Source organism: Cytobacillus spongiae (assembly GCF_021390075.1).
Map to the genome: position 1 here is coordinate 1,081,941 of NZ_CP089997.1, position 19,723 is coordinate 1,101,663.

The 19,723-nt window shown below is 38.0% G+C and carries 17 protein-coding genes; 6 read left to right on the forward strand and 11 right to left on the reverse strand.

Annotation, left to right across the window (positions count from 1 at the left end; all coding sequences use genetic code 11):
- The first annotated feature begins 39 nt into the window (after nucleotides 1-39).
- Nucleotides 40-1,527, forward strand: a complete 1,488-nt coding sequence (locus LS684_RS05700; protein ID WP_233810650.1) for an acyl-CoA synthetase — start codon at nucleotides 40-42, stop codon at nucleotides 1,525-1,527.
- A 414-nt stretch (nucleotides 1,528-1,941) separates the two neighbouring features.
- On the opposite strand, the gene LS684_RS05705 is transcribed toward LS684_RS05700, so the two are convergent.
- The 5 genes from LS684_RS05705 to LS684_RS05725 all read right to left on the reverse strand — a co-directional run bounded on the left by LS684_RS05705 (nucleotide 1,942) and on the right by LS684_RS05725 (nucleotide 5,992).
- Nucleotides 1,942-2,655 (reverse strand): hypothetical protein, encoded by a 714-nt coding sequence (locus LS684_RS05705; RefSeq protein ID WP_233810651.1) that lies wholly within the window; start codon nucleotides 2,653-2,655, stop codon nucleotides 1,942-1,944.
- Nucleotides 2,655-3,389 (reverse strand): hypothetical protein, encoded by a 735-nt coding sequence (locus LS684_RS05710; RefSeq protein ID WP_233810652.1) that lies wholly within the window; start codon nucleotides 3,387-3,389, stop codon nucleotides 2,655-2,657. Before LS684_RS05710 ends, LS684_RS05705 begins: the two co-directional genes overlap by 1 nt.
- Nucleotides 3,376-4,272, reverse strand: coding sequence for an ATP-binding cassette domain-containing protein (locus LS684_RS05715; protein WP_233810653.1), 897 nt, complete (start codon nucleotides 4,270-4,272; stop codon nucleotides 3,376-3,378). Before LS684_RS05715 ends, LS684_RS05710 begins: the two co-directional genes overlap by 14 nt.
- Nucleotides 4,259-4,654 (reverse strand): GntR family transcriptional regulator, encoded by a 396-nt coding sequence (locus LS684_RS05720; RefSeq protein WP_233810654.1) that lies wholly within the window; start codon nucleotides 4,652-4,654, stop codon nucleotides 4,259-4,261. The genes LS684_RS05715 and LS684_RS05720 overlap by 14 nt, the downstream gene beginning before the upstream one ends.
- 192 nt (nucleotides 4,655-4,846) lie before the next feature.
- Nucleotides 4,847-5,992: an MFS transporter gene (locus tag LS684_RS05725; protein ID WP_233810655.1), complete on the reverse strand. Its 1,146-nt coding sequence runs from the start codon at nucleotides 5,990-5,992 to the stop codon at nucleotides 4,847-4,849.
- 204 nt (nucleotides 5,993-6,196) lie between these two features.
- Between LS684_RS05725 and addB the strand changes: the two genes are divergently transcribed.
- The 3 genes from addB to hlpB all read left to right on the forward strand — a co-directional run bounded on the left by addB (nucleotide 6,197) and on the right by hlpB (nucleotide 14,281).
- The gene (gene addB / locus LS684_RS05730) at nucleotides 6,197-9,691 is read left to right on the forward strand and encodes a helicase-exonuclease AddAB subunit AddB (RefSeq protein ID WP_233810656.1); all 3,495 of its coding nucleotides are present in this window, start codon (nucleotides 6,197-6,199) and stop codon (nucleotides 9,689-9,691) included.
- On the forward strand, nucleotides 9,684-13,460 hold the full coding sequence (gene addA / locus LS684_RS05735; protein WP_233810657.1) for a helicase-exonuclease AddAB subunit AddA: 3,777 nt from the start codon (nucleotides 9,684-9,686) through the stop codon (nucleotides 13,458-13,460). Before addB ends, addA begins: the two co-directional genes overlap by 8 nt.
- Nucleotides 13,461-13,972: 512 nt before the next feature.
- Nucleotides 13,973-14,281 carry an HNH nuclease-like protein HlpB gene (gene hlpB / locus LS684_RS05740; protein WP_233810658.1) on the forward strand — a complete coding sequence of 103 codons (309 nt, stop codon included), beginning with the start codon at nucleotides 13,973-13,975 and terminating at the stop codon, nucleotides 14,279-14,281.
- A gap of 93 nt (nucleotides 14,282-14,374) precedes the next feature.
- Here the strand turns inward: hlpB and LS684_RS05745 are convergent, their stop codons facing one another.
- From LS684_RS05745 to LS684_RS05770, 6 genes are read right to left on the reverse strand one after another with little or no spacing between them, the layout of a single operon-like run.
- Nucleotides 14,375-14,593, reverse strand: a complete 219-nt coding sequence (locus LS684_RS05745; protein WP_233810659.1) for a spore germination protein — start codon at nucleotides 14,591-14,593, stop codon at nucleotides 14,375-14,377.
- An 18-nt stretch (nucleotides 14,594-14,611) separates the two neighbouring features.
- A complete protein-coding gene (locus LS684_RS05750) occupies nucleotides 14,612-14,995 on the reverse strand; it encodes a spore germination protein GerPE (RefSeq protein WP_233810660.1) in 384 nt (127 codons plus the stop codon).
- A 4-nt stretch (nucleotides 14,996-14,999) separates the two neighbouring features.
- On the reverse strand, nucleotides 15,000-15,176 hold the full coding sequence (locus LS684_RS05755) for a spore gernimation protein GerPD (RefSeq protein ID WP_233810661.1): 177 nt from the start codon (nucleotides 15,174-15,176) through the stop codon (nucleotides 15,000-15,002).
- Complete coding sequence (gerPC, locus tag LS684_RS05760) at nucleotides 15,173-15,784, reverse strand: spore germination protein GerPC (RefSeq protein WP_233810662.1); 612 nt, start codon at nucleotides 15,782-15,784, stop codon at nucleotides 15,173-15,175. The genes LS684_RS05755 and gerPC overlap by 4 nt, the downstream gene beginning before the upstream one ends.
- Before the next feature lie 40 nt (nucleotides 15,785-15,824).
- Nucleotides 15,825-16,052, reverse strand: a complete 228-nt coding sequence (locus tag LS684_RS05765) for a spore germination protein GerPB (RefSeq protein ID WP_233810663.1) — start codon at nucleotides 16,050-16,052, stop codon at nucleotides 15,825-15,827.
- Nucleotides 16,053-16,069: 17 nt separating this feature from the next.
- Complete coding sequence (locus tag LS684_RS05770; RefSeq protein WP_233810664.1) at nucleotides 16,070-16,291, reverse strand: spore germination protein; 222 nt, start codon at nucleotides 16,289-16,291, stop codon at nucleotides 16,070-16,072.
- A gap of 230 nt (nucleotides 16,292-16,521) precedes the next feature.
- Here LS684_RS05770 and LS684_RS05775 point away from each other — a divergent pair, with 230 nt between their 5' ends.
- Together LS684_RS05775 and LS684_RS05780 are read left to right on the forward strand one after the other, a co-directional pair.
- Entirely contained in the window at nucleotides 16,522-18,114 is a 1,593-nt protein-coding gene (locus LS684_RS05775) for a long-chain-fatty-acid--CoA ligase (protein ID WP_233810665.1), read from the forward strand.
- Between the two features lie 423 nt (nucleotides 18,115-18,537).
- Nucleotides 18,538-19,722: a DUF418 domain-containing protein gene (locus LS684_RS05780; protein WP_233810666.1), complete on the forward strand. Its 1,185-nt coding sequence runs from the start codon at nucleotides 18,538-18,540 to the stop codon at nucleotides 19,720-19,722.
- Nucleotide 19,723 lies beyond the last annotated feature (1 nt).

Sequence of the window (19,723 nt, forward strand, 5' to 3'; positions counted from 1 at the left end):
ACAATGGTACTATCTTAATGGAATGAAGGAGAGGTTAGTGTGAGGTGGGAACTCGATTGGATTGAAAGTAGAGCGAGATTAACACCAAATGCAACTGCTGTTGTCGATGGGGGGGACCATGAAGCATGGTCCTATAAGGACTTGAATGATCGAGCAGAGAAAGTCGCCAGTTGGTTGCTTAATGAGGGGGTAAGAAAGGGAGAGAGAGTTGTACTGATCTCTCCTAATCATATAAGTTATTTTGATCTATTGTTTGCTTGTGGAAAGGTGGGGGCTGTTTTTACCCCCTTGAATTGGCGTTTATCACTGGAGGAAATTAACTTTATATTAGAAGACTGTACACCAAGTGTAGTATGTTATCACCCTATATTTGAAGAGTTGGTCGAAAATCTCCACCCATGTTTTCAACAAGTTCCAATCAGTCAACTATATTCAGCGAATGGACAGCCGATTAGCATAGAATTGCTTGATGAAGATCCGCTCGCCATGATTTATACGGGTGGAACGACTGGAAGGCCAAAGGGCGTTGTCCTTACACATCAATCGATTTTGTGGAATGGCATCAATACGATTGTTAGCTGGAACTTAACGAACGATGATACGACTTTAACCTATTTACCTATGTTTCATACAGGTGGATTAAATGCCTTATCCATCCCCTTGCTGATGGCAGGTGGAAAAGTCATAATTGGGTCGAATTTTGAACCTGTTCAAGCCGTACGCATCATAAACGATTTCCAGTGTACAATCGTTCTATTTGTTCCAACGATGTATCATATGCTCGTAGAAACTACCGAGTTCAGACAAGCCCAGTTTCCAAGCATGAATACATTTCTTTCAGGTGGTGCACCTTGTCCACTTGAGATATACGATGCATTTCATCAAAAGGGGCTTATGTTTAAAGAAGGGTATGGACTGACTGAGGCAGGACCGAACAATTTCTTTATTGACCCGATAGAAGCTCAAAAAAAGTTGGGATCAGTCGGAAAGCCAATGCTATTTAATTCTATTAAGCTTGTAAAAAAAGACGGAGCTGAGGCCTTAATTGGCGAGGTTGGAGAGGTGTTAATTCAAGGAAAACATGCCTTTCAATCTTATTGGAATAATGAAAATGCTACAAACGCTGCAATAAAGCAGGGATGGCTGTACACGGGAGATTTAGCTCGTCGTGATGAGGATGGCTACTATTACATTGTTGGCCGAAAGAAAGATATGATAATTACAGGTGGGGAGAATGTGTATCCTTTAGAGGTAGAACATTGGATTTCTACTCACCCTCACATTAATGAAGTGGCAGTGATTGGAATGCCACATGCAAAATGGGGGGAAGTAGTCACTGCCTTTATTGTATTAAAAAAAGGTGCAACAATAACATCCAATGAAATAAAAGCACACTGTCAATATAAGCTAGGGAACTATAAAATTCCGAAGAGTTTCTTTTTCTTAGATGAGCTACCGAAAACACATGTCGGAAAAATTGACAAAAAAGAATTGAGAATTATTGGAGAAATGAAAGGAATCAAATAAAGTACAACTGGTGAGAAGTGTATGATAACCCCAGTTAATAAAAGTCAAACTGGGAGATTCGTGTTACAGACAAGACTCTACACTACATCGAATGCTGAGTACATGGAAAAGCGGTATTATTACTTTTTGTATCTAGGTTTAGAAGCACTAGGTTGATTGGAACGGGAGGGTGCGTAGACTCCTGAGGGATTAGCGAGACAGGTGTGATCCCGTATGCGCTATATTCGCTGAGGAGGCTCACCACACACTCCCCGGAAATCAAGCGCCTTACCTGGAGCAGAAATCATCCAACTATTTTATTCGGTGATATATGAACAAAAAAGATGGCAAAAGAGACCGAGAAAGTAATCTCGGTCTCTTTTGTCAACAATCTAAGAAAGCACTATAAATGGTCCTCTCTATTGCGAAAAGCATTTATTCAATAAATTGAACGTCTATTGTTTCATCGTTTGTCACAATTAACCCCTCTGGCACTTGTATGCGAATTAAACTAATACCCCCATTGTAGTCAGGATCGTAGTCATCCATGTATGTTGAGTCTGTAAATTGGCTAATCGTAAATTCAGGTGAAAACTTATATAGCCTCAAATTAAAAGGTTCTGCCTTTGATAAAATAAGGTTATCCTCTGTAAGTTCAATGGTAATGTTGTCAACTTTTTCCGTATAATCAATCCCATCGTAAACAGCAAGTGGGGTATAGTAGCTAGCAACGATTTCATTCGTTAACTCTTGACTCTCTTCTACCGTTATAAAAGAGTTCACAAAAACTGTATTGTAGCTTTTTATATGAAGTGTCTCATCTGAATAGGTGAGTCTCCATTCATCTTTTACCATATACCCCTCTAATTCATCCGCTTTTCCTTGTATGATTTTTTCATAATATTGATCATCAATGTGAACCTCATCTACTTCTTTTGTTGAAATCCCACTGTTTATGGAAGAAAAATATACGATCACACATATCAGCAAGATCAATCCATATCCAGCTAAAAGGTAATAGCTTAAGCGATACCCTAATTGAACAGAGGTGAAGCTAGTTCTTTTATTTACTAAGGTACGTACTAAAAAGTATATGAGTAGTAAGATGCTAAAGAAGAAGATGACTGGAATAATTGAGATGATTCCCATTATTTCACCTCCAAGTGATTAGATATACTGATGGCACTAACAAATAGCAACCCAGATGTGAACAAAACTTTTAGTGTAAATTGAAATAATGATGTTTCTAGATAGAAAAATTCAAGCACTAGCTGTAAAATGGGAAAGTTCTCTCCGACAATTAATAGCCCAATTAATAGGGAGCTTAACACAATGGCAAATAATTTGTGAAGCTGAATAATTACACCTAGTAAGTAACCAAGAGCGCTAATTAGGAAGACATATAAACTAGTAGAAAGAAGACCAACTATAATATCAAGTGGAGAGAATGGACTACCTATTATTTGATCAGCACCTTGTTGATAGAAAATAAATACCTTCAAACCTATTCCTGAAAGCAGCGAGGTAAACCCACCAATCATGCTTAATGAAACGATATAAAGAATATTGGCTAAGTTGCTACTTAATCGAGTAGAAACAAAAGTAAAATCATCATTTCGGTAAGCTCTAGTTGTAATGGTAAAGGCACTAACAAATCCCCAAATCATAGTAAAGGCGATGACAAGGTTAGCTGAGTACGAGCTAATCGTGACCGATGTACCATCACCACTCCCAGTGCTCAACGACATTAACCCGCCAAGTGAGAACAATAAAGCAAATAGCTGGGCAATGAGTAGAGAAGTAATTGCTCCTACAAATCCCTTTAATTTAAAAAAGTACTGTTTTTTTACGATATCTGAAAGGTGAACCTCAATTAAAGACATGGTCAATCCCTCCTCTTCTGTGTTCCGTTAAATAGATACATAGTTCATTCGCATTTATTTTTACTATATCAATGCCTTCTTTTTTCATTTGTTGCTGTTCTGATTCATTCCATTTGTTTTCAACGACTTGATAGGCCGTATTGGCTCCAACAGTGCCTTCATGAAGAATATCCACATTTTGAGTCCATCGGCATAAAGTTTCAGTTGGACCCTTTAAGGCGATGGCGTATTCTTTTAAATCAGTCATTGTTTCATGTAATAATACTTTGCCATCCTTTAAAAGCAACACTTCTTCTAGGATATCTTCAAGTTCATTTAATAGATGACTAGAGAGAATGATGGTTCTAGGATATCGAATATAATCCTTTAGCAATGCTCGATAAAAATCCTTTCTTACTGCTGCATCCATTCCTGTCGTTGGCTCATCAAAGATGGTTAAAGCACTGCGAGATGCTAATCCAATTATCATGTTAAATGTACTTTTCATCCCCTTTGAAAGATTGTGATGTCTGTCAGTTGGTGTAAATGAGAAATAATCAAACAATCCTTCAGCGAGCTTTTGATTCCAGTTTGGAAAAAAGCGAGCGGATTCTTGGAGAATTTCTTTTAAATTTAATGAGTTGGGTAAACTTAATTGGTCATCAATAAATACCGTATTTGCTGATACAAGTAAGCTATTAAATGGTTTTTGGTCGAATACTTGAATGTCTCCTGATGATTCCTTTGTAAATCCTGCGATTAATTTTAGTAAGGTTGTTTTTCCAGCTCCATTTCGTCCAATCAACCCAATCATTTTATTTTCGAAAATGGCAAAAGTAGCTCCATTTAAACCTCTATCATGACCGAATGTTTTTGTTAGGTTATTACAATCAATCACTTTCATTTTTATCAGCTCCTTTAAACTCATATTCAGTTAGAACCATTTGAATTAATTCTTCCCTTGAGATACTTAAGCGTTGGGCTTCTAATACAAGGTCCACTACTAGATTTTTGAAATTTAAATTTTTTCGTTTTTGCACAATCATTTCACGTGCATTTGCGGATACAAACATACCAAGGCCTCTTTTTTTATAAAGGATGTTTTCTTCTGCAAGGAGAGTAATCCCCTTTGCAGCTGTAGCTGGATTAATGTTGAACATTTCAGCCAGCTGATATTGAGAATAGACTTTATCGTCGCTTGCAAAATGTTGATTTAATATTTCGGTTTCTAACCATTCAGCTATTTGGATATAAATCGGCTTTGTTCCATCGGTGTTTAATATCAATTGAAAACACCTCCTGATCTTCAGTGTGGAATAGTGCATTAGTGTTGTAATGTACTATACATCCTATTGGAGAGAATTTCAAGTGTATTAGAAAAGATTGTTAAAATTGGGCATTAATTAACTGTCAATTTAGTGAGTGAGTTTTAACGGATCTGTTCCATAAAAAAAATCCCTCCTCTTGCATAGGAAGGATTAAGTAATTAATTTCTCTTCTTTGGAAAGGAAGTGTCCAAAGAAAAAGTTCAGTGAAAAAAAGCCTATTAGCAGGAGTAATACATGTTGAAAACTAAACATCATAACGATTGGTGATGCGAGACTGGCACCTGTTAAGAGAAGAAAGGAATACAAGGATAACGCTTTAGCTCGGTTAGTACCGCCAATCGTTCCAATCAATGTAATTATTGTAGGAATCAATAGAGAGATCGAGGCAACAAATAAAATGGATAAAATCATAAGCTCATAATATCCTTTAAACATGGTAAGAAGAATAAGGCTGCCTATTGCGATGCATAATCCTGCCCTTAATGTAGTAAATATTCCGTACTTATCAATTAGTTTCGCGGTAAATAGCGAAAGTGCTGCACCAATTAGACCTACAGAGCGGATCGTGAACAATTCATCATATGTGCCATGATAAAATCTTGCGAGTGCATCGTATAAAGCGACGAAAGAAAACAATAGTGTAAATGTAATGGCATAACATTTTAATAATTGCTTGTTTTTAAGTAATTCGATAAAGGTTTTAATAAGTGATGTGTTTTGGTCGTGTTCTGTTTTTGTCTTCGGTAAAATCAAGAGTGAGACCACAAACAGAAGAAAATAACAAATCGAAAAAAAGTAAAATACATAGTCCCAGTGAAATTTGATTGTGATCGAAGAACTGATTAATTGGCCAAGAATCCCTGCCATTAAAAATCCAGTGTTAATAAAAACAAGTAGAAGGGTTCTTTTTTTGGGAGAAAACAGATCAAAGGAGTAGGCGAAAGCAACTGGAGCAAAACTTCCCAAAGTGAGCCCCTGTAAGGAGCGGAACAAATATAAAGTACCTAAGTTAGTAGAAAATGCTACAGCTAATGTAGATAACGAGGATGCTAGCATTCCGAGAACAATGATTCGTCTTCTCCCCACCTTATCAGAGGCAGGGCCGAAATACAAAAGACCAATTGCATAAAAGAGCGTAAATAAGCTTCCGGCACCAACTATATGATCCTCTGGGACACTTAAAGAAATAGCTACATTACTGTAGATGGGGATGAGTGTATAAATGTTACTTGCTACAAATATGCCTGTTATCGTTAAAATGAAAGCGGTGGCCCATAAAATAGGCCTTGATATCATATCAATCACCTGCCCATTTAAATTCTATACTATTCTATGGGAATCCAGTGAAAAAGGAAGTTGTTTCAATTTAGTTCGTTATTCAAACGGGTCACTTGTAAAATAAAGGAGAGTTTTCCTATAGGTCTTACAAAAATTTGAATCGTGTCTGTGTTAAGATGTTGTATAGAATAAAGTCGTAGATTTGGAGTAAGGAGGCATATTATGTCTGTTCATTTTGTATTAGGAAGAGCTGGGACTGGAAAAACAACCTATTGTTTAAATGAAATTCGCAAAAAGTTGCTGGCTGAACCGGATGGTCCCCCAATCATTTATATGGTTCCAGACCAAATGACGTTTTTATCAGAATATAAGCTAATCACAACCCCACAGCTTGGTGGAATGATCCGGTCCCAAGTGTTTAGCTTTACTCGTTTAGCTTGGAGAATTCTCCAAGAGACCGGTGGGATTAGTCGCTATCATCTAAATAGCGTGGGGATAAGTATGTTAATACGTAAGATTATTGAAGATAAGAAGGATGAATTAAAGCTTTTTCAACGGACAGCTGATAAAAATGGTTTTATTGATCAAATGGAGCAGATGATCACCGAATTTAAACGGTACTGTGTAGAACCAGCGCAGCTGATTGAAAAACAAGTCACCCTTTCTCACTCTGGTGACATGACCAATAAAGTGCTAGCAGATAAACTTCACGATCTAGAGGTAATCTACCGAAGCTTTGAAGAATCAACATTTGAAAAGTATATTGATTCAGAAGATTATTTCCGATTATTCACTGAAAAGGCTTTAAATTCTACGTATTTGCAGTCAGCAGAAGTATACATTGATGGATTTTATAGCTTTACCCCCCAGGAGTATTTAATTATTAATCAATTAATGAAGGTTTGCAAAAAAGTAACCATTACCTCTACTCTAGACAAGCCATTTGAAACAGCACCTCCCCATGAGCTTCATTTATTTAGGATGCCGGGAGAAACCTACCAAACGCTCTATCAAATGGGACAATCCCATGGATTAGCTGTTGAAAAAACCTTACTAGTAGAGCCAAAACGCTGGCAATCTCCTGCTTTAGTCCATTTAGAAAAGCATTTTGACTCAAGACCAGCAAATCCTTTTCAAGATCATGCACCTGTCAATATTGCTCAGGCTGTTAACCGAAGAGCGGAAGTCGAAGGGGTAGCAAGGAAAATAAAACAACTTGTTCAGAAGGAAGAACTTCGCTTTCGAGATATAGCTTTATTATTAAGGAACGGCAATGAATATCATGATTTAATTGAATCGATTTTTCAAGATTACGAGATTCCATTCTTTATTGATCAGAAACGAACGATGCTAAACCACCCTCTAGTAGAACTCATTCGTTCAAGTCTAGAAATTATCAATGGCTTTTGGCGGTATGAACCCATTTTTCGTGCAGTAAAAACGGAACTATTATTTCCTGTGAAATTAAATGTTCGTAAAGTCAGAGAGCAGACCGATCGCCTTGAAAACTACGTGCTAGCCTATGGAGTCCAAGGCGTGAAGTGGACGAAAAAAGATCGGTGGGTATATCGAAGAATCCGTGGGTTAGAGTTTGAAGATATTGCCCAAACAGATGCAGAAAAAATAGTAGAAGATGAATTAAACAACTTAAAAGAAATGATTTCAGCTCCAATTATAAGAATGTCAAGAAGACTAAAGAAAGCAAGGGACGGAAGAGGGCTGGCAGAAGCCTTATTTCTATATTTAGAGGAACTAGACATTCCAGTGAAATTGGAAAAATGGAAGCTTGATGAAGAAGAGAGAGGGAATCTATTAAAGGCAAGAGAGCATGATCAAGCATGGAATTCGATTGTGGATTTACTTGACCAATTTGTTGAAATGCTCGGAGATGAAGAAGTTTCACTTAAACAGTTTGCTTCAATTCTTGATGCAGGATTAGAGTCATTAAAGTTCTCCCTTGTACCACCTGCATTGGATCAGGTGCTTATTGCAGATATGGAAAAATCTAGATTAACTGATATAAAAGCTGCATTTGTAATGGGAGTGAACGAAGGAGTATTACCTGCTAAATTTTCAGAGGACGGAATACTAGCAGATGATGATCGGGAGCTACTACTCTCAACAGGAGTGAAAATAGCTCCAAGTAGTAGAACTCGTTTGTTAGACGAGGAATTTATTGCCTATAAAGCAATTACAACGGCATCCCAATATATTTATATTACGTATCCGCTTGCAAATGAAGAAGGGAAAGCACTTATGCCTTCCTCTTATATTAAACGTATTCAAGATCTTATGCCTTTTGCACATAAACACTTCTTCTTATCAGATCCTGCGGAGTTATCAGAAACAGATCAATTAGAATATGCAGTAAATGAGAAAACGGCACTTGCCTATTTAACAGCTCAGCTGCAATTAAAGAAAAGAAACTACCCTGTGTATGATTTTTGGTGGGATGTATATAACTACTACATGGACCATGAAAAATGGAAAGCACCTGCTAAAAAGGTACTTTCAAGCTTAAATTATGAAAATCGAACCAAGCCACTTACAGAAAAAACAAGTCAAGAATTATATGGTGATTTAATTCAAGCCAGTGTGTCGCGAATGGAACTGTTTCATAGCTGTCCATTCTCCCATTTCGTGCAGCACGGATTAAAGCTAAGAGACCGGCAAATATTCAGGCTTGAAGCACCGGATATTGGTGATCTGTTTCACGCTGCGCTTAAATATATTGCAGAGACCATTATGACGCAAAATCAATCTTGGGGCGATTTATCCAAAGCTCAGCTTGAGCAATTGGCAAAACAAGCTGTAGAAATGCTAGCACCGAAACTGCAAAATGAGATTCTATTAAGCTCAAATCGTCACCACTATATTAAAAGAAAGCTTGAGAATATTATTAGCCGTGCTTCCTTTGTTTTAAGTGAACAGGCAAAAGCAAGCGGTTTTTCTCCGATTGGGTTAGAGCTAGGTTTTGGACCGAAGGCACAGTTACCTCCGCTAGCTTTTTCATTGAATAATGGGACGAAAATGGAGCTAGTTGGCCGAATTGATCGTGTAGACAAGGCTGAACATAGTGATGGTGTATTCCTAAGGATTATTGATTATAAATCTAGCTCAAAGGATTTGGCTGTAAGTGATGTTTATTATGGACTTGCCTTACAAATGCTTACTTATCTTGACATAATCATAACCCATTCAAAAAGCTTAATAGGGAAAACAGCGGATCCAGCAGGTGTATTATATTTCCATGTGCATAATCCATTAGTTAATGCCAAGAAAGTGATGACACTTGATGAAATAGAAGATGAAATTTTTAAAAAGTTTAAGATGAACGGTCTAATGCTTGGAGAAGACCAGGTAATACGCTTAATGGACAATACGCTAGAATCAGGCGATTCTTCTATTGTTGCAGCTGGTATTAAAAAGGATGGTAGTTTATCAAAACGATCAAAGGTAGCTAGTAAAGAGGAATTTAATCTATTAAGAAATTATGTTCGGAAGCAATATTTAACTACTGGAAATGCCATTACAGAAGGGACATTGCATATTTCCCCTTATAAAATGAAGGATCGAACTCCTTGTACGTTCTGTTCATATAAATCTGTATGTCAATTTGATGAATCGTTGGAACAGAATGAATACCGAGTTCTTCTCCCGCAATCCAAAGATGACGTGCTAGCTAAAATTAGAGAGGAGGTAAACAAGAATGAATAAATTAACTATTCCGCCTAAGCCTGAACATGTAACCTGGACAGATGACCAATGGAAGGCGATCATGGCTAATGGTCAAGAAATACTAGTGGCAGCTGCTGCGGGTTCTGGGAAAACTGCCGTACTTGTTGAGCGAATCATTAGTAAAATCATTTCTGATGTACAGCCGATAAATGTGGACGAGTTATTAGTTGTTACATTTACGAATGCATCGGCCGCTGAAATGCGTCACCGGATCGGAGAAGCATTGGAAAAAGCAATCAATCAAAACCCTACTTCGAATCATTTAAGGAAGCAGCTAAGCTTGCTAAATAAAGCGTCTATTTCAACACTCCATTCTTTTTGCTTAGAAGTCATTCGAAAATATTATTACTTAATTGATGTGGATCCAGGATTCCGCATTGCGGATGAAACAGAAGCTCAATTGCTAAGAGATGAAGTAATAGAAGAATTATTTGAGGAACAATATGGGAAAACATCTAATGAAGCTTTTTTTTCATTAGTCGATACATTTACGAACGATCGCAGTGACCATGCTTTGCAGGATATTGTACGCGAACTATATGATTTTGCAAGAGCTAATGCTGCACCAAATCAATATTTACAATCATTGGTAAAGATGTATGATGTGGATGAAAATTCATCCTCTATTGATGATCTACCATTCATGGAAGCTCTCATGTACGATATTGAACTTCAGCTCGAGGGGGCAAAGCAGCTGCTTGAACAAGCACTTGAAATATCAAAGGAACCTGGGGGACCTGCACCGAGAGCTGAAAATTTCTTGGATGATATACAAATTGTAAATACGCTAATTCAAGCTAATCAAGATTCATGGTCAACACTTTTTAATGGAATGCAGTCATGGTCCTTCTCCCGTGCCAAGGTATGTAGAGGAGATGAATATGATAAGGGACTCATTGAACGTGCTCAAAAGCTAAGAGAAAAAGCGAAGAAAATTCTCCAGGATTTGCAATCAGAGCTGTTTTCTCGAAAGCCAGAAAGCTTTATTAAGGATATGCGGAAAATGCATCCGCATATCAAAACACTCGTAGAACTCGTTCGCGCATTTGGAGAGAAATTCGAACAAGTAAAGAAAGATAAAGGCTTAGTTGACTTTGCAGATTTAGAGCATTATTGCTTGAAAATATTAGCTCAATCTTCTTCAAATCAAGGTACGTTACTTCTACCGTCTGAAGCAGCGACTAGCTATCGGAATCAGTTTAAAGAAGTATTAGTGGATGAATATCAAGACACAAATATGGTTCAGGAGGCTATCATCCAACTGGTTACTCAAGATGGGGAGCAAACTGGAAATCTTTTTATGGTTGGCGACGTTAAGCAATCGATATACCGGTTTCGTCTTGCAGAACCAAACCTTTTTTTAGGAAAATATAATCGATTTGAAGTAGATGGAGAAACTTCAGGGTTAAGAATCGATCTTGCACGAAACTTCCGAAGCCGTAGAGAGGTATTAGCAGGAACTAACTTTATTTTCAAGCAAGTGATGGGGGTTAAGGTAGGAGAAATCGAATATGATGAAGCTGCTGAATTAGTGAAAGGCGCTCCATATCCTGAAGAAGAAGAATACCCTATTGAGGTCCTTTTAGTAGATTCTGAGGGATCTGATGTGGAGGGAGTGGAAGAGGAAAGCAATCAGGCAGACTTTGATCAAGCTGAGCTAGAACAATCTCAAGTAGAAGCAAGGCTTATTGTGAAAAAGGTTAAAGAGCTTATTTCCTCTCGTAAAGAGGTGTATAATCCAAAAACGAAATCAATCCGCCCGGTTATGTATCGAGATATGGTGATTTTACTTAGGTCAATGACATGGGCTCCGCAAATTATGGAAGAATTTAAAAAGCAGGGAATACCAATTTATGCAGACCTATCATCTGGCTATTTTGAAGCAACAGAGGTTGCCATCATGATGTCGTTATTAAAAGTAATTGACAATCCATATCAAGATATTCCTCTTGCGGCTGTCCTTCGCTCACCAATTGTAGGATTAGAGGAAGAGGATCTAGCGAAAATCCGAATTCATAATCGAAAGGGAATGTTTTATGAGGCTTTAGCAAGCTTTTGTCGCCATAAACCATCTTCTGAAGAGGAAGAGCTTTATGAAAAAGCGAGACCTTTTATTGATCAGCTTGAACATTGGCGCTCTATTGCAAGACAAGGATCCTTGTCAGAACTTATTTGGCAATTGTTCCGTGATACTCATTTTTATGATTTTGTCGGTGGCATGCCTGGAGGGAAACAACGCCAAGCAAACTTGAGAGCATTATATGACCGTGCTCGCCAATATGAGGCGACTTCATTTCGGGGGCTATTCCGCTTTCTACGATTTATTGAACGAATGCGCGACAGAGGTGACGATCTAGGGGCTGCACGTGCTCTTGGAGAACAAGAGGATGTTGTAAGAATCATGACGATTCATAAAAGTAAAGGCTTAGAGTTTCCAGTCGTCTTTATGGCTGGCATCGGCAGGCAGTTTAATATGATGGATTTAAGAAAAGCAGTCATGCTTGATAAAGATCTAGGCTTCGCATCGAAATTTGTAGATGCAGAGAAACGAATTTCGTACCCATCACTTCCTCAACTAGCATTCAAACGAAAGAAGAAAATGGAAATGCTTGCAGAAGAAATGCGTGTTCTGTATGTGGCTCTAACAAGAGCGAAGGAGAAGCTGTACTTAATTGGCTCTGTTAAAGGATTGGAGAAGAAGCTTGAGACCTGGTCTCAAACACTGGCGAATCCAAATTGGCTGTTGCAGGAATTCGAGCGAGCGTCTGCAAAGAACTATTTAGATTGGATTGGTCCTTCCCTTGTTCGGCACAGCGATTGTGAATCACTTAGAGAAGATGGGGCTGGAATAACTCCGCAGATCCCAAATGAAATCCAACATCATCCATCATCCTGGAAAGTTGAGCTCATTGTGGCAAAGGATATGATCTTGCAAGATCAAATAGAAGATGAAGGCCAGCAGTCAAGATTAGAAAAAGTATATAAAGGAGAATTGATCCCAGAGGCTTCTCCGTATAAGAATGAGCTAGAAGAACAGTTGTCTTGGAAATACAATTATCTTGAAGCTTCAAAGTATCGTTCAAAGCAATCTGTTACAGAGGTAAAACGCCAGCGGGAGTTAATGGATGAGGAAAGTGGTACAGAACTCCTTCGCAAGATGAGCAAGCCTATTCTAAGTCGTCCTCGTTTCATGCAGGAAAAAGCATTAACTCCAGCTGAAAGAGGAACGGCTATGCATATGGTCATGCAGCAATTGGATTTGGCCGTCCCAATTAATGAACAGTCAGTAAATATTCAACTAGACGATCTGGTTAAGAATGAATTGTTAACAAAGGAACAGCGTCTAGTCATTGAACCAAGCCAAATCGTTGCTTTTTTTGAAACAGAACTAGGAAAACGAATGCGAAACGCGACAAAAGTGCAAAGAGAAATTCCGTTTAGCTTATGCTACCAAGCTAGTGAAATTTATGCTGATTGGAAGGGAAAAGATGAGTCTATATTAATTCAAGGGGTTATTGATTGTGTGTTTGAAGATGAGCATGGAACCGTATTGCTCGACTATAAAACAGATGGAATCACAGATCGCTTCACGGGGGGCTTTTTTGAAGCAAAGCCCATTTTAGAAAATCGCTACAAAGTCCAAATCGACCTTTATACTGAAGCACTAGAAACCATCTATAAAAGGACTGTTAATGAAAGGTATTTATTTTTCTTTGATGGCGCACATATACTTGGAATCCATAAATAGAGAGAAGAAACAAGTGGATTCTTTAAAATGTGGGAGGCTGGACCTAAGTATTTCAGTCAATGGTATATCCGAACTATCTGGAGTTATCTCCTTTTATTAGTTCGGGTATTTTTGTTTGTTCGGAAACGAATTTTTTTAAAATAGTGGAATGGAGCGAAAGACACTCGACTACTAAGGGAAATAGAGGAAAGGCTGAGAACTCGCTTTCCGCGAGCAGGCTCAGCTTCCTCCCCGCGGAAAGCGAGTGTCTGCAGCGCAGGTGGAATGATCTTGTTTTTACGACCTAACTATTTTTATAAATTCATTGTTCGTCTTTGAGAAGGAGTCATGTAGTTATGTCCAAGCCTCTAATTGTTTATTTTGTAGCGGGAAATTTTAACATACGCTTTTAACTTTGTATAGGCAATCTCGCAAGGAGTTGAATAATCTTAGCTGTTTTTTTCATAATAAAGCTATCCAAAGAAATTCTTATCATACTATTGCTGAAACCGAAAAAGGGAGTTATCTAATCGATGGGTAAAAAATGGACAACGGGAACTTGTGAATTGTGTAAGCGTGAGGAAGTGGAAATAACGGTCCATCATCTAACCCCTAAGGAATTGGGGGGGACCTTTTTGCCCACTGCTAACCTTTGTCTACCATGCCACAAGCAAATACATGCTCTTTATACAAATGATGAACTGGCCATTCGCTTACATACCCTTGATTTGCTGCGAGCAGACCACAAGATACATAAATATATAAAATGGATTCGAAAGCAACCTTCAACAAAGCTTACAAAAGTAACGAAGTCGAATGACCTGAAGAAAAAGCGTAGGTAATTTTTTTCAGTACAACGAAAAGAAAAGCAGTACAGATGACATTGACTGCTTTTCTATAAATTGTATTCACCATATACTATGCATACGCATTTCTTAATTGTTCCCGACAGTAGGCTGGTCAATAAGGTTGGTATCTAATACATTTGTTCCACTTATCCCATTATTAGTAATAATGAAACCACCTGTATTAAACGAACCAGAACCAACTGCCGATTTTGAATTACTTTTTGGAGAAATATAAAGGGTATCCCCAAATTGGACAATTCCTCCACCAACATTCACGATTTGAACAGGTCCTATAATAGCTGGCATATAAAACATCCTTTACTCTTATTCATAACGTTCATCAGGGGAAGACAATTGACGAATATGTTTAACCCTTGATTCAAGGGAAACATGCTCGGTATTACCTATATGAAGGGCTGAAGATGTGGAGATTCCAAGAACATGAATATTATTGACTTTGATATTAGGGTTATAGTTATGAGATTCATAAGTTAACTCTTCTTCAATTGGCAAGAAGGGGATCGGTTCTGAAAAAATAGGATATTTAGAAAAATCTCCCTCATCTCCAAAGAAAATATCTGCATCTCTTTGTACAGCAATTGCTCGTGTGAATCCATTAATATAAGTAGAGTCACCAATTTGTAAGGTAGAGCCAAAGGATAAAGCATAAACTTCTAAGGAGGTCACGTGAGATGTTCGTCTAAACATTTAATCACCGGATAGTTAGCGGAACAAAGGGACCAATAATTAACGATTCAGCAGGTGTATCGAAAGTAGAGGCAAGTTGAATCGTTTGTGTGTCTCCTATCATTAATAACGAGGAGCTTGAAACCCCCACTACTTCAATATCGCCAACACATAGATTACGATTATAGACTTGGAAAATCATTGATTGCTCATTCCCTTCACGTTATCTGGTAAATGACTTAAAAACGTCAAGACACCGTTTTGTATTTCCTTTTTTAACTGCTCCACTATGTTATCCTTTCCTTCTTGTCTCGTTCGTTCTTCTGTTCCATTTTGTTTTATATAATACTGTACTCTAGAGGGTAACTGCTTTTTTATATCTTCTTTAATAAAGGAAAGGTAGGAGTCATCCACATTAATGTTTAGCTTTTGCTGTGATTGTTGGTAAATTGAAGGTAATTCTGATTCAAGAAATTGATTAATCTCTTCTTCAACCTCCATACTTCTCTGCATGAAGTCCTTAGGAGAAAGCTTTGGAGTCTGGATTGTTTGTTGATCTACGGTAAACTCATCTATCCCTTGAAGATCCGATGGGTTTAAGCCGATATTTAATGTCCCCTCTAATGACTCTACTTTTAATTGATCAAACTTATATTCTATTTTGTCTACACGTATAGGTGGGCGTTCCTTTATTTCCCCGAACTGTTTTTGTAATTCCTTTACATCTTTTTCTAACCTTTGAATCCTTCTATCTTGATGTTGAATATAAATTTGTAGCTCTTGAATATAGCGATAAATATCTTGGCTCATGACGAACACCTCGCTCATTCGTTCGAGTTGTATAGCTAGGCTAACCTCTAATTGGTGCCTGCAACGGAACAGCAGGAGCTTCTAAAATTCCGTTTTGTGAAGTTTGTTGAACGGCTTGAGGAGCTGGTTCTGTAAACCCGCCAGTATTGTACAAGTAAGAAGCAGGCTTAATGATGCCTGCACTCCCAATTTGAAGTACGGAAGAATTTGTTATTCCATCAATCCGAATCGAATTAATTTGAATAGATTGCTGTATATAAAAATTCATATGAATCACATCCATATCTATGCATTGAAATAATTCCCTTGATCTAATACGTCTGAGTCGTACGTATTGGTTGTACTTTGATTATTATGAACGGTCATGGCTTCTCCTGTATTAAAAGACCCAGCTCCAGAAAAGGTTTTGGCGGTTGAAATAGGCATTATTTTGTATACATCCCCAATATGAAACACTGAGCTACTCCCAATTGTAATCACTTGTGCAACTCCGACAATTGCTGGCATAAAAAACACCCTTTTTTTAGTTTCTTTAATATCGTATGTGAAGAAGAGGAGGATGTGATTCATTAGCCCAGATTAATTTCTTTCCATAAGGCTCCGAGGCGATCGTCACAAAAAATTCATTGAAAATGTTATACAACAGATGAAATATAACTCAAACTGTCTTAAAATGTAAAATAGATCATTATTTTTTCTGAAAATTAAAATAAATAAAAGTAAGAGGAGGCTGTTAAATGAATGTACCGTTAGTTTTACCACAATTCTTAGATCGAGCTCTTTCATTATATGGAAAGAAGAAGGCCATTTTTTGTGATGATCGTGTATTTACGTATGAAGAGTTAAATGATCGAGTGAACCGGTTATCTCATGGGCTCAAGGAAGCTGGAATAAAAAAAGGAGACCGAATAGCATACCTAGCTCCGAATACGGTCGAAATGCTGGAAGGATTCTATGGAGTTTTCCAGCTAGGAGCGGTTATGGTGCCTCTCAATATTCGCTTAAAGCCTGAGGATTATTTATTTATCTTAAACCATAGTGAGTCTAAATTATTGTTTGTCGACGAGGAGCTATTCCAATTAATTGCTCCTATACAAGAACAGCTCACAACAGTTGAACAAATCATTGTTCATTATAAACATGATTTGACTGAAGCGATAGGTTATGATGAGTGGCTAGCGTCTCAAATAGAATCTCCGTATAGCCGAGAAAATTTAGATGAAGATGATGTTTGTAGTTTATTATATACGAGTGGCACGACTGGAAATCCTAAAGGGGTCATGTTAACTCATCGTAATAATTATTTACATGCTTTAAGTACGATGCATCATTTGCGCGTTAGTGATGATGATGTATTGCTCCATGTATTGCCAATGTTTCATGTAAATGGATGGGGATCTCCATTTTATTATACCGCTAATGGTGCTTCGCAAATTTGTTTAAGAAAAGCTTCGCCTGAAGCCATCTTTGCCGCATTAGAACAACATAACGTATCCATCATGCATATGGCTCCAACCGTGTTAAATTCGCTATTACAATATTATGAGAAGAATGTTCCAGAAATTAAGCAAGATGTCCGTGTCGTTATTGCAGGCTCTGCTCCCCCACCAGCATTTGTTACAAGAGTAGAGAAGGAATTGGGGTGGGAGTTTATTCAAGTTTATGGAATGACAGAATCCTCGCCGTTAAGCACGATTTCAACCATTCGCTCACATCTAAAGGATCTACCCCTTAAGGAACAATATCGAATGAAGGCAAAAGCAGGTTACTCCATGATCGGAAGTGAAGTAAGAGTAATCAATGAATATGGAGAAGCGGTTAAGCACGATGGAAAAGAGATAGGGGAAGTAGTGACTCGAAGTCACGGTGTGATGAAAGGCTATTGGAAAAATGAGCAAGCAACGATGGAAGCCATCCAAAATGGCTGGCTTCATACAGGAGACATGGCAACTGTTGATCCGTATGGCAACATTGATATTGTGGACAGAAAGAAGGATGTAATCATAAGTGGAGGAGAAAATATTTCTTCTATAGAGGTGGAAGGAGTTCTGTACGAGCATCCTGGGGTATTAGAAGCAGCTGTTATTGCCGTTCCGCATGAAAAATGGGGTGAGACACCACATGCATATGTGGTGATCAAACAGAATAGCCAAATATCAGAGTCAGACCTAGTTTCCTTTTCTCGTGAGAAGCTTGCACACTTTAAGGCGATTACAGGTGTTACATTCGTTTCTGAGCTTCCTAAAACAGCATCAGGGAAAATCCAAAAAGTCCATTTACGCAATGAATATTGGGAATCTCATGGGAAGAGCGGGAGGTTTGTCAACTAAGCTGCATTTCTATAGATGAATTTCAAAAGAGGCCGGGGCAGAATGATTTCAGTCATTGAACTATCCGAACGATCAGGAGTTATCTCCTACTAGTTCGGGTATTTTTGTTTGTTCGGAAAACAAATTATTTAAAAATAGTGGAATGGAGCGGACGACACTCGACTACTAGGGGAAATAGTGGAAAGGATGAGACCACTCTGCGCAGTGAGGAGGCTCAGCTTCCTCCCCGCGGAAGCGAGTGTCGGCAGCGCAGGTGGAACGAACTAGTTTTTACAACCTAACTATTTTAATAAAGTCTTTGAGAAAGAGTCATATAGTTAAGTCCCAGCCTCTTTTGTTTCGTTTACTAAAAAATTCATCCTTATTGGCAAGGGTTCATGTATAATGATAATACAGATTTTGGGAAGAGGATGTGTAAAATAATTGAATTCATTAGAACCAACAGCTGGAAAGGATCGTATCGTTTCAATAGATAGTATGCGAGGATTTGCAATCTTGGGCATTTTTTTAGTCAACATGCTATCCTTTCATTCACCTATCCTGTATTTGGATCCATTTAAATGGTGGGAAGGATCAGCTAATTTAGCGGTCTATCGATTGATTGATCTATTTGTTCAAGCTAGCTTTTATCCATTGTTTGCCATGTTATTTGGCTATGGGCTTGTTCTTTTTCAAGAGAGAACGTTGGAAAAAGGGTTATCCTTTCCAAAATTAGCCTTTCGCCGTCTTGGGTTTTTAGCAATTATGGGACTCCTGCACGCGTTATTTATTTGGCATGGAGACATCTTGTTTAACTACGCCATGTTAGGGTTTCTTTTTCTTCTGTTTATTCGAATGAGAGGAACGGGGCTTTTACTTACAGGTACTTTGTTGTATATCCTCCCTAATCTCTTGTTTTCGGGATTATTGCTTCTATCTGTGCTAATTGCTCCTGCAGATCAAATGAATACCTATGATATGAAAGAAGCGAAGGCGTCTCTTGAAATTTATCAAAATGGAACTTTTATAGAAATTATGAATCAACGGGTCACGGATTGGTATGGAGTGAATAATTTAGTAGGACTTATTTTTTCTATCGTTACTATTTTCCCGTTTTTTTTCATTGGTGCATGGGCCGGGAAAGTGAAATTGTTTGAGAATGTTGCAAAACATCGAAAAACCATGATGTGGGTTGCTGTTGTATTTTTTGGTTTAGGGCTTTTAATAAAGTCGGTGCCATATGTAATTGAGCGCAATTTATTTATCGAGTATGTTCAAGATATTTTCGGAGGTCCACTATTCGCGATTGCCTATGCCTTGTGCATCGCCCTATTATTTGAAAGAAAAAGAGTTCAGAAATGGCTTCTTCCACTTGCGGCAGTCGGGAAGCTGTCATTGAGTAACTACCTATTACAATCAATTATTTTCACACTAATTTTCTACCAATATGGTTTAGGCTTATATGGAAATGTATCCGTAGTAGCTGGAACGATGATTGCCATTGCATTTTTTATCTGCCAAATCCTTGTTAGCCGGATATGGGTGAAAAACTATTACTATGGACCGTTTGAGTGGGTGTGGAGAAGCGTTACATATGGAAGCTGGCAAAGGTGGAAGAAGCAATCATAAC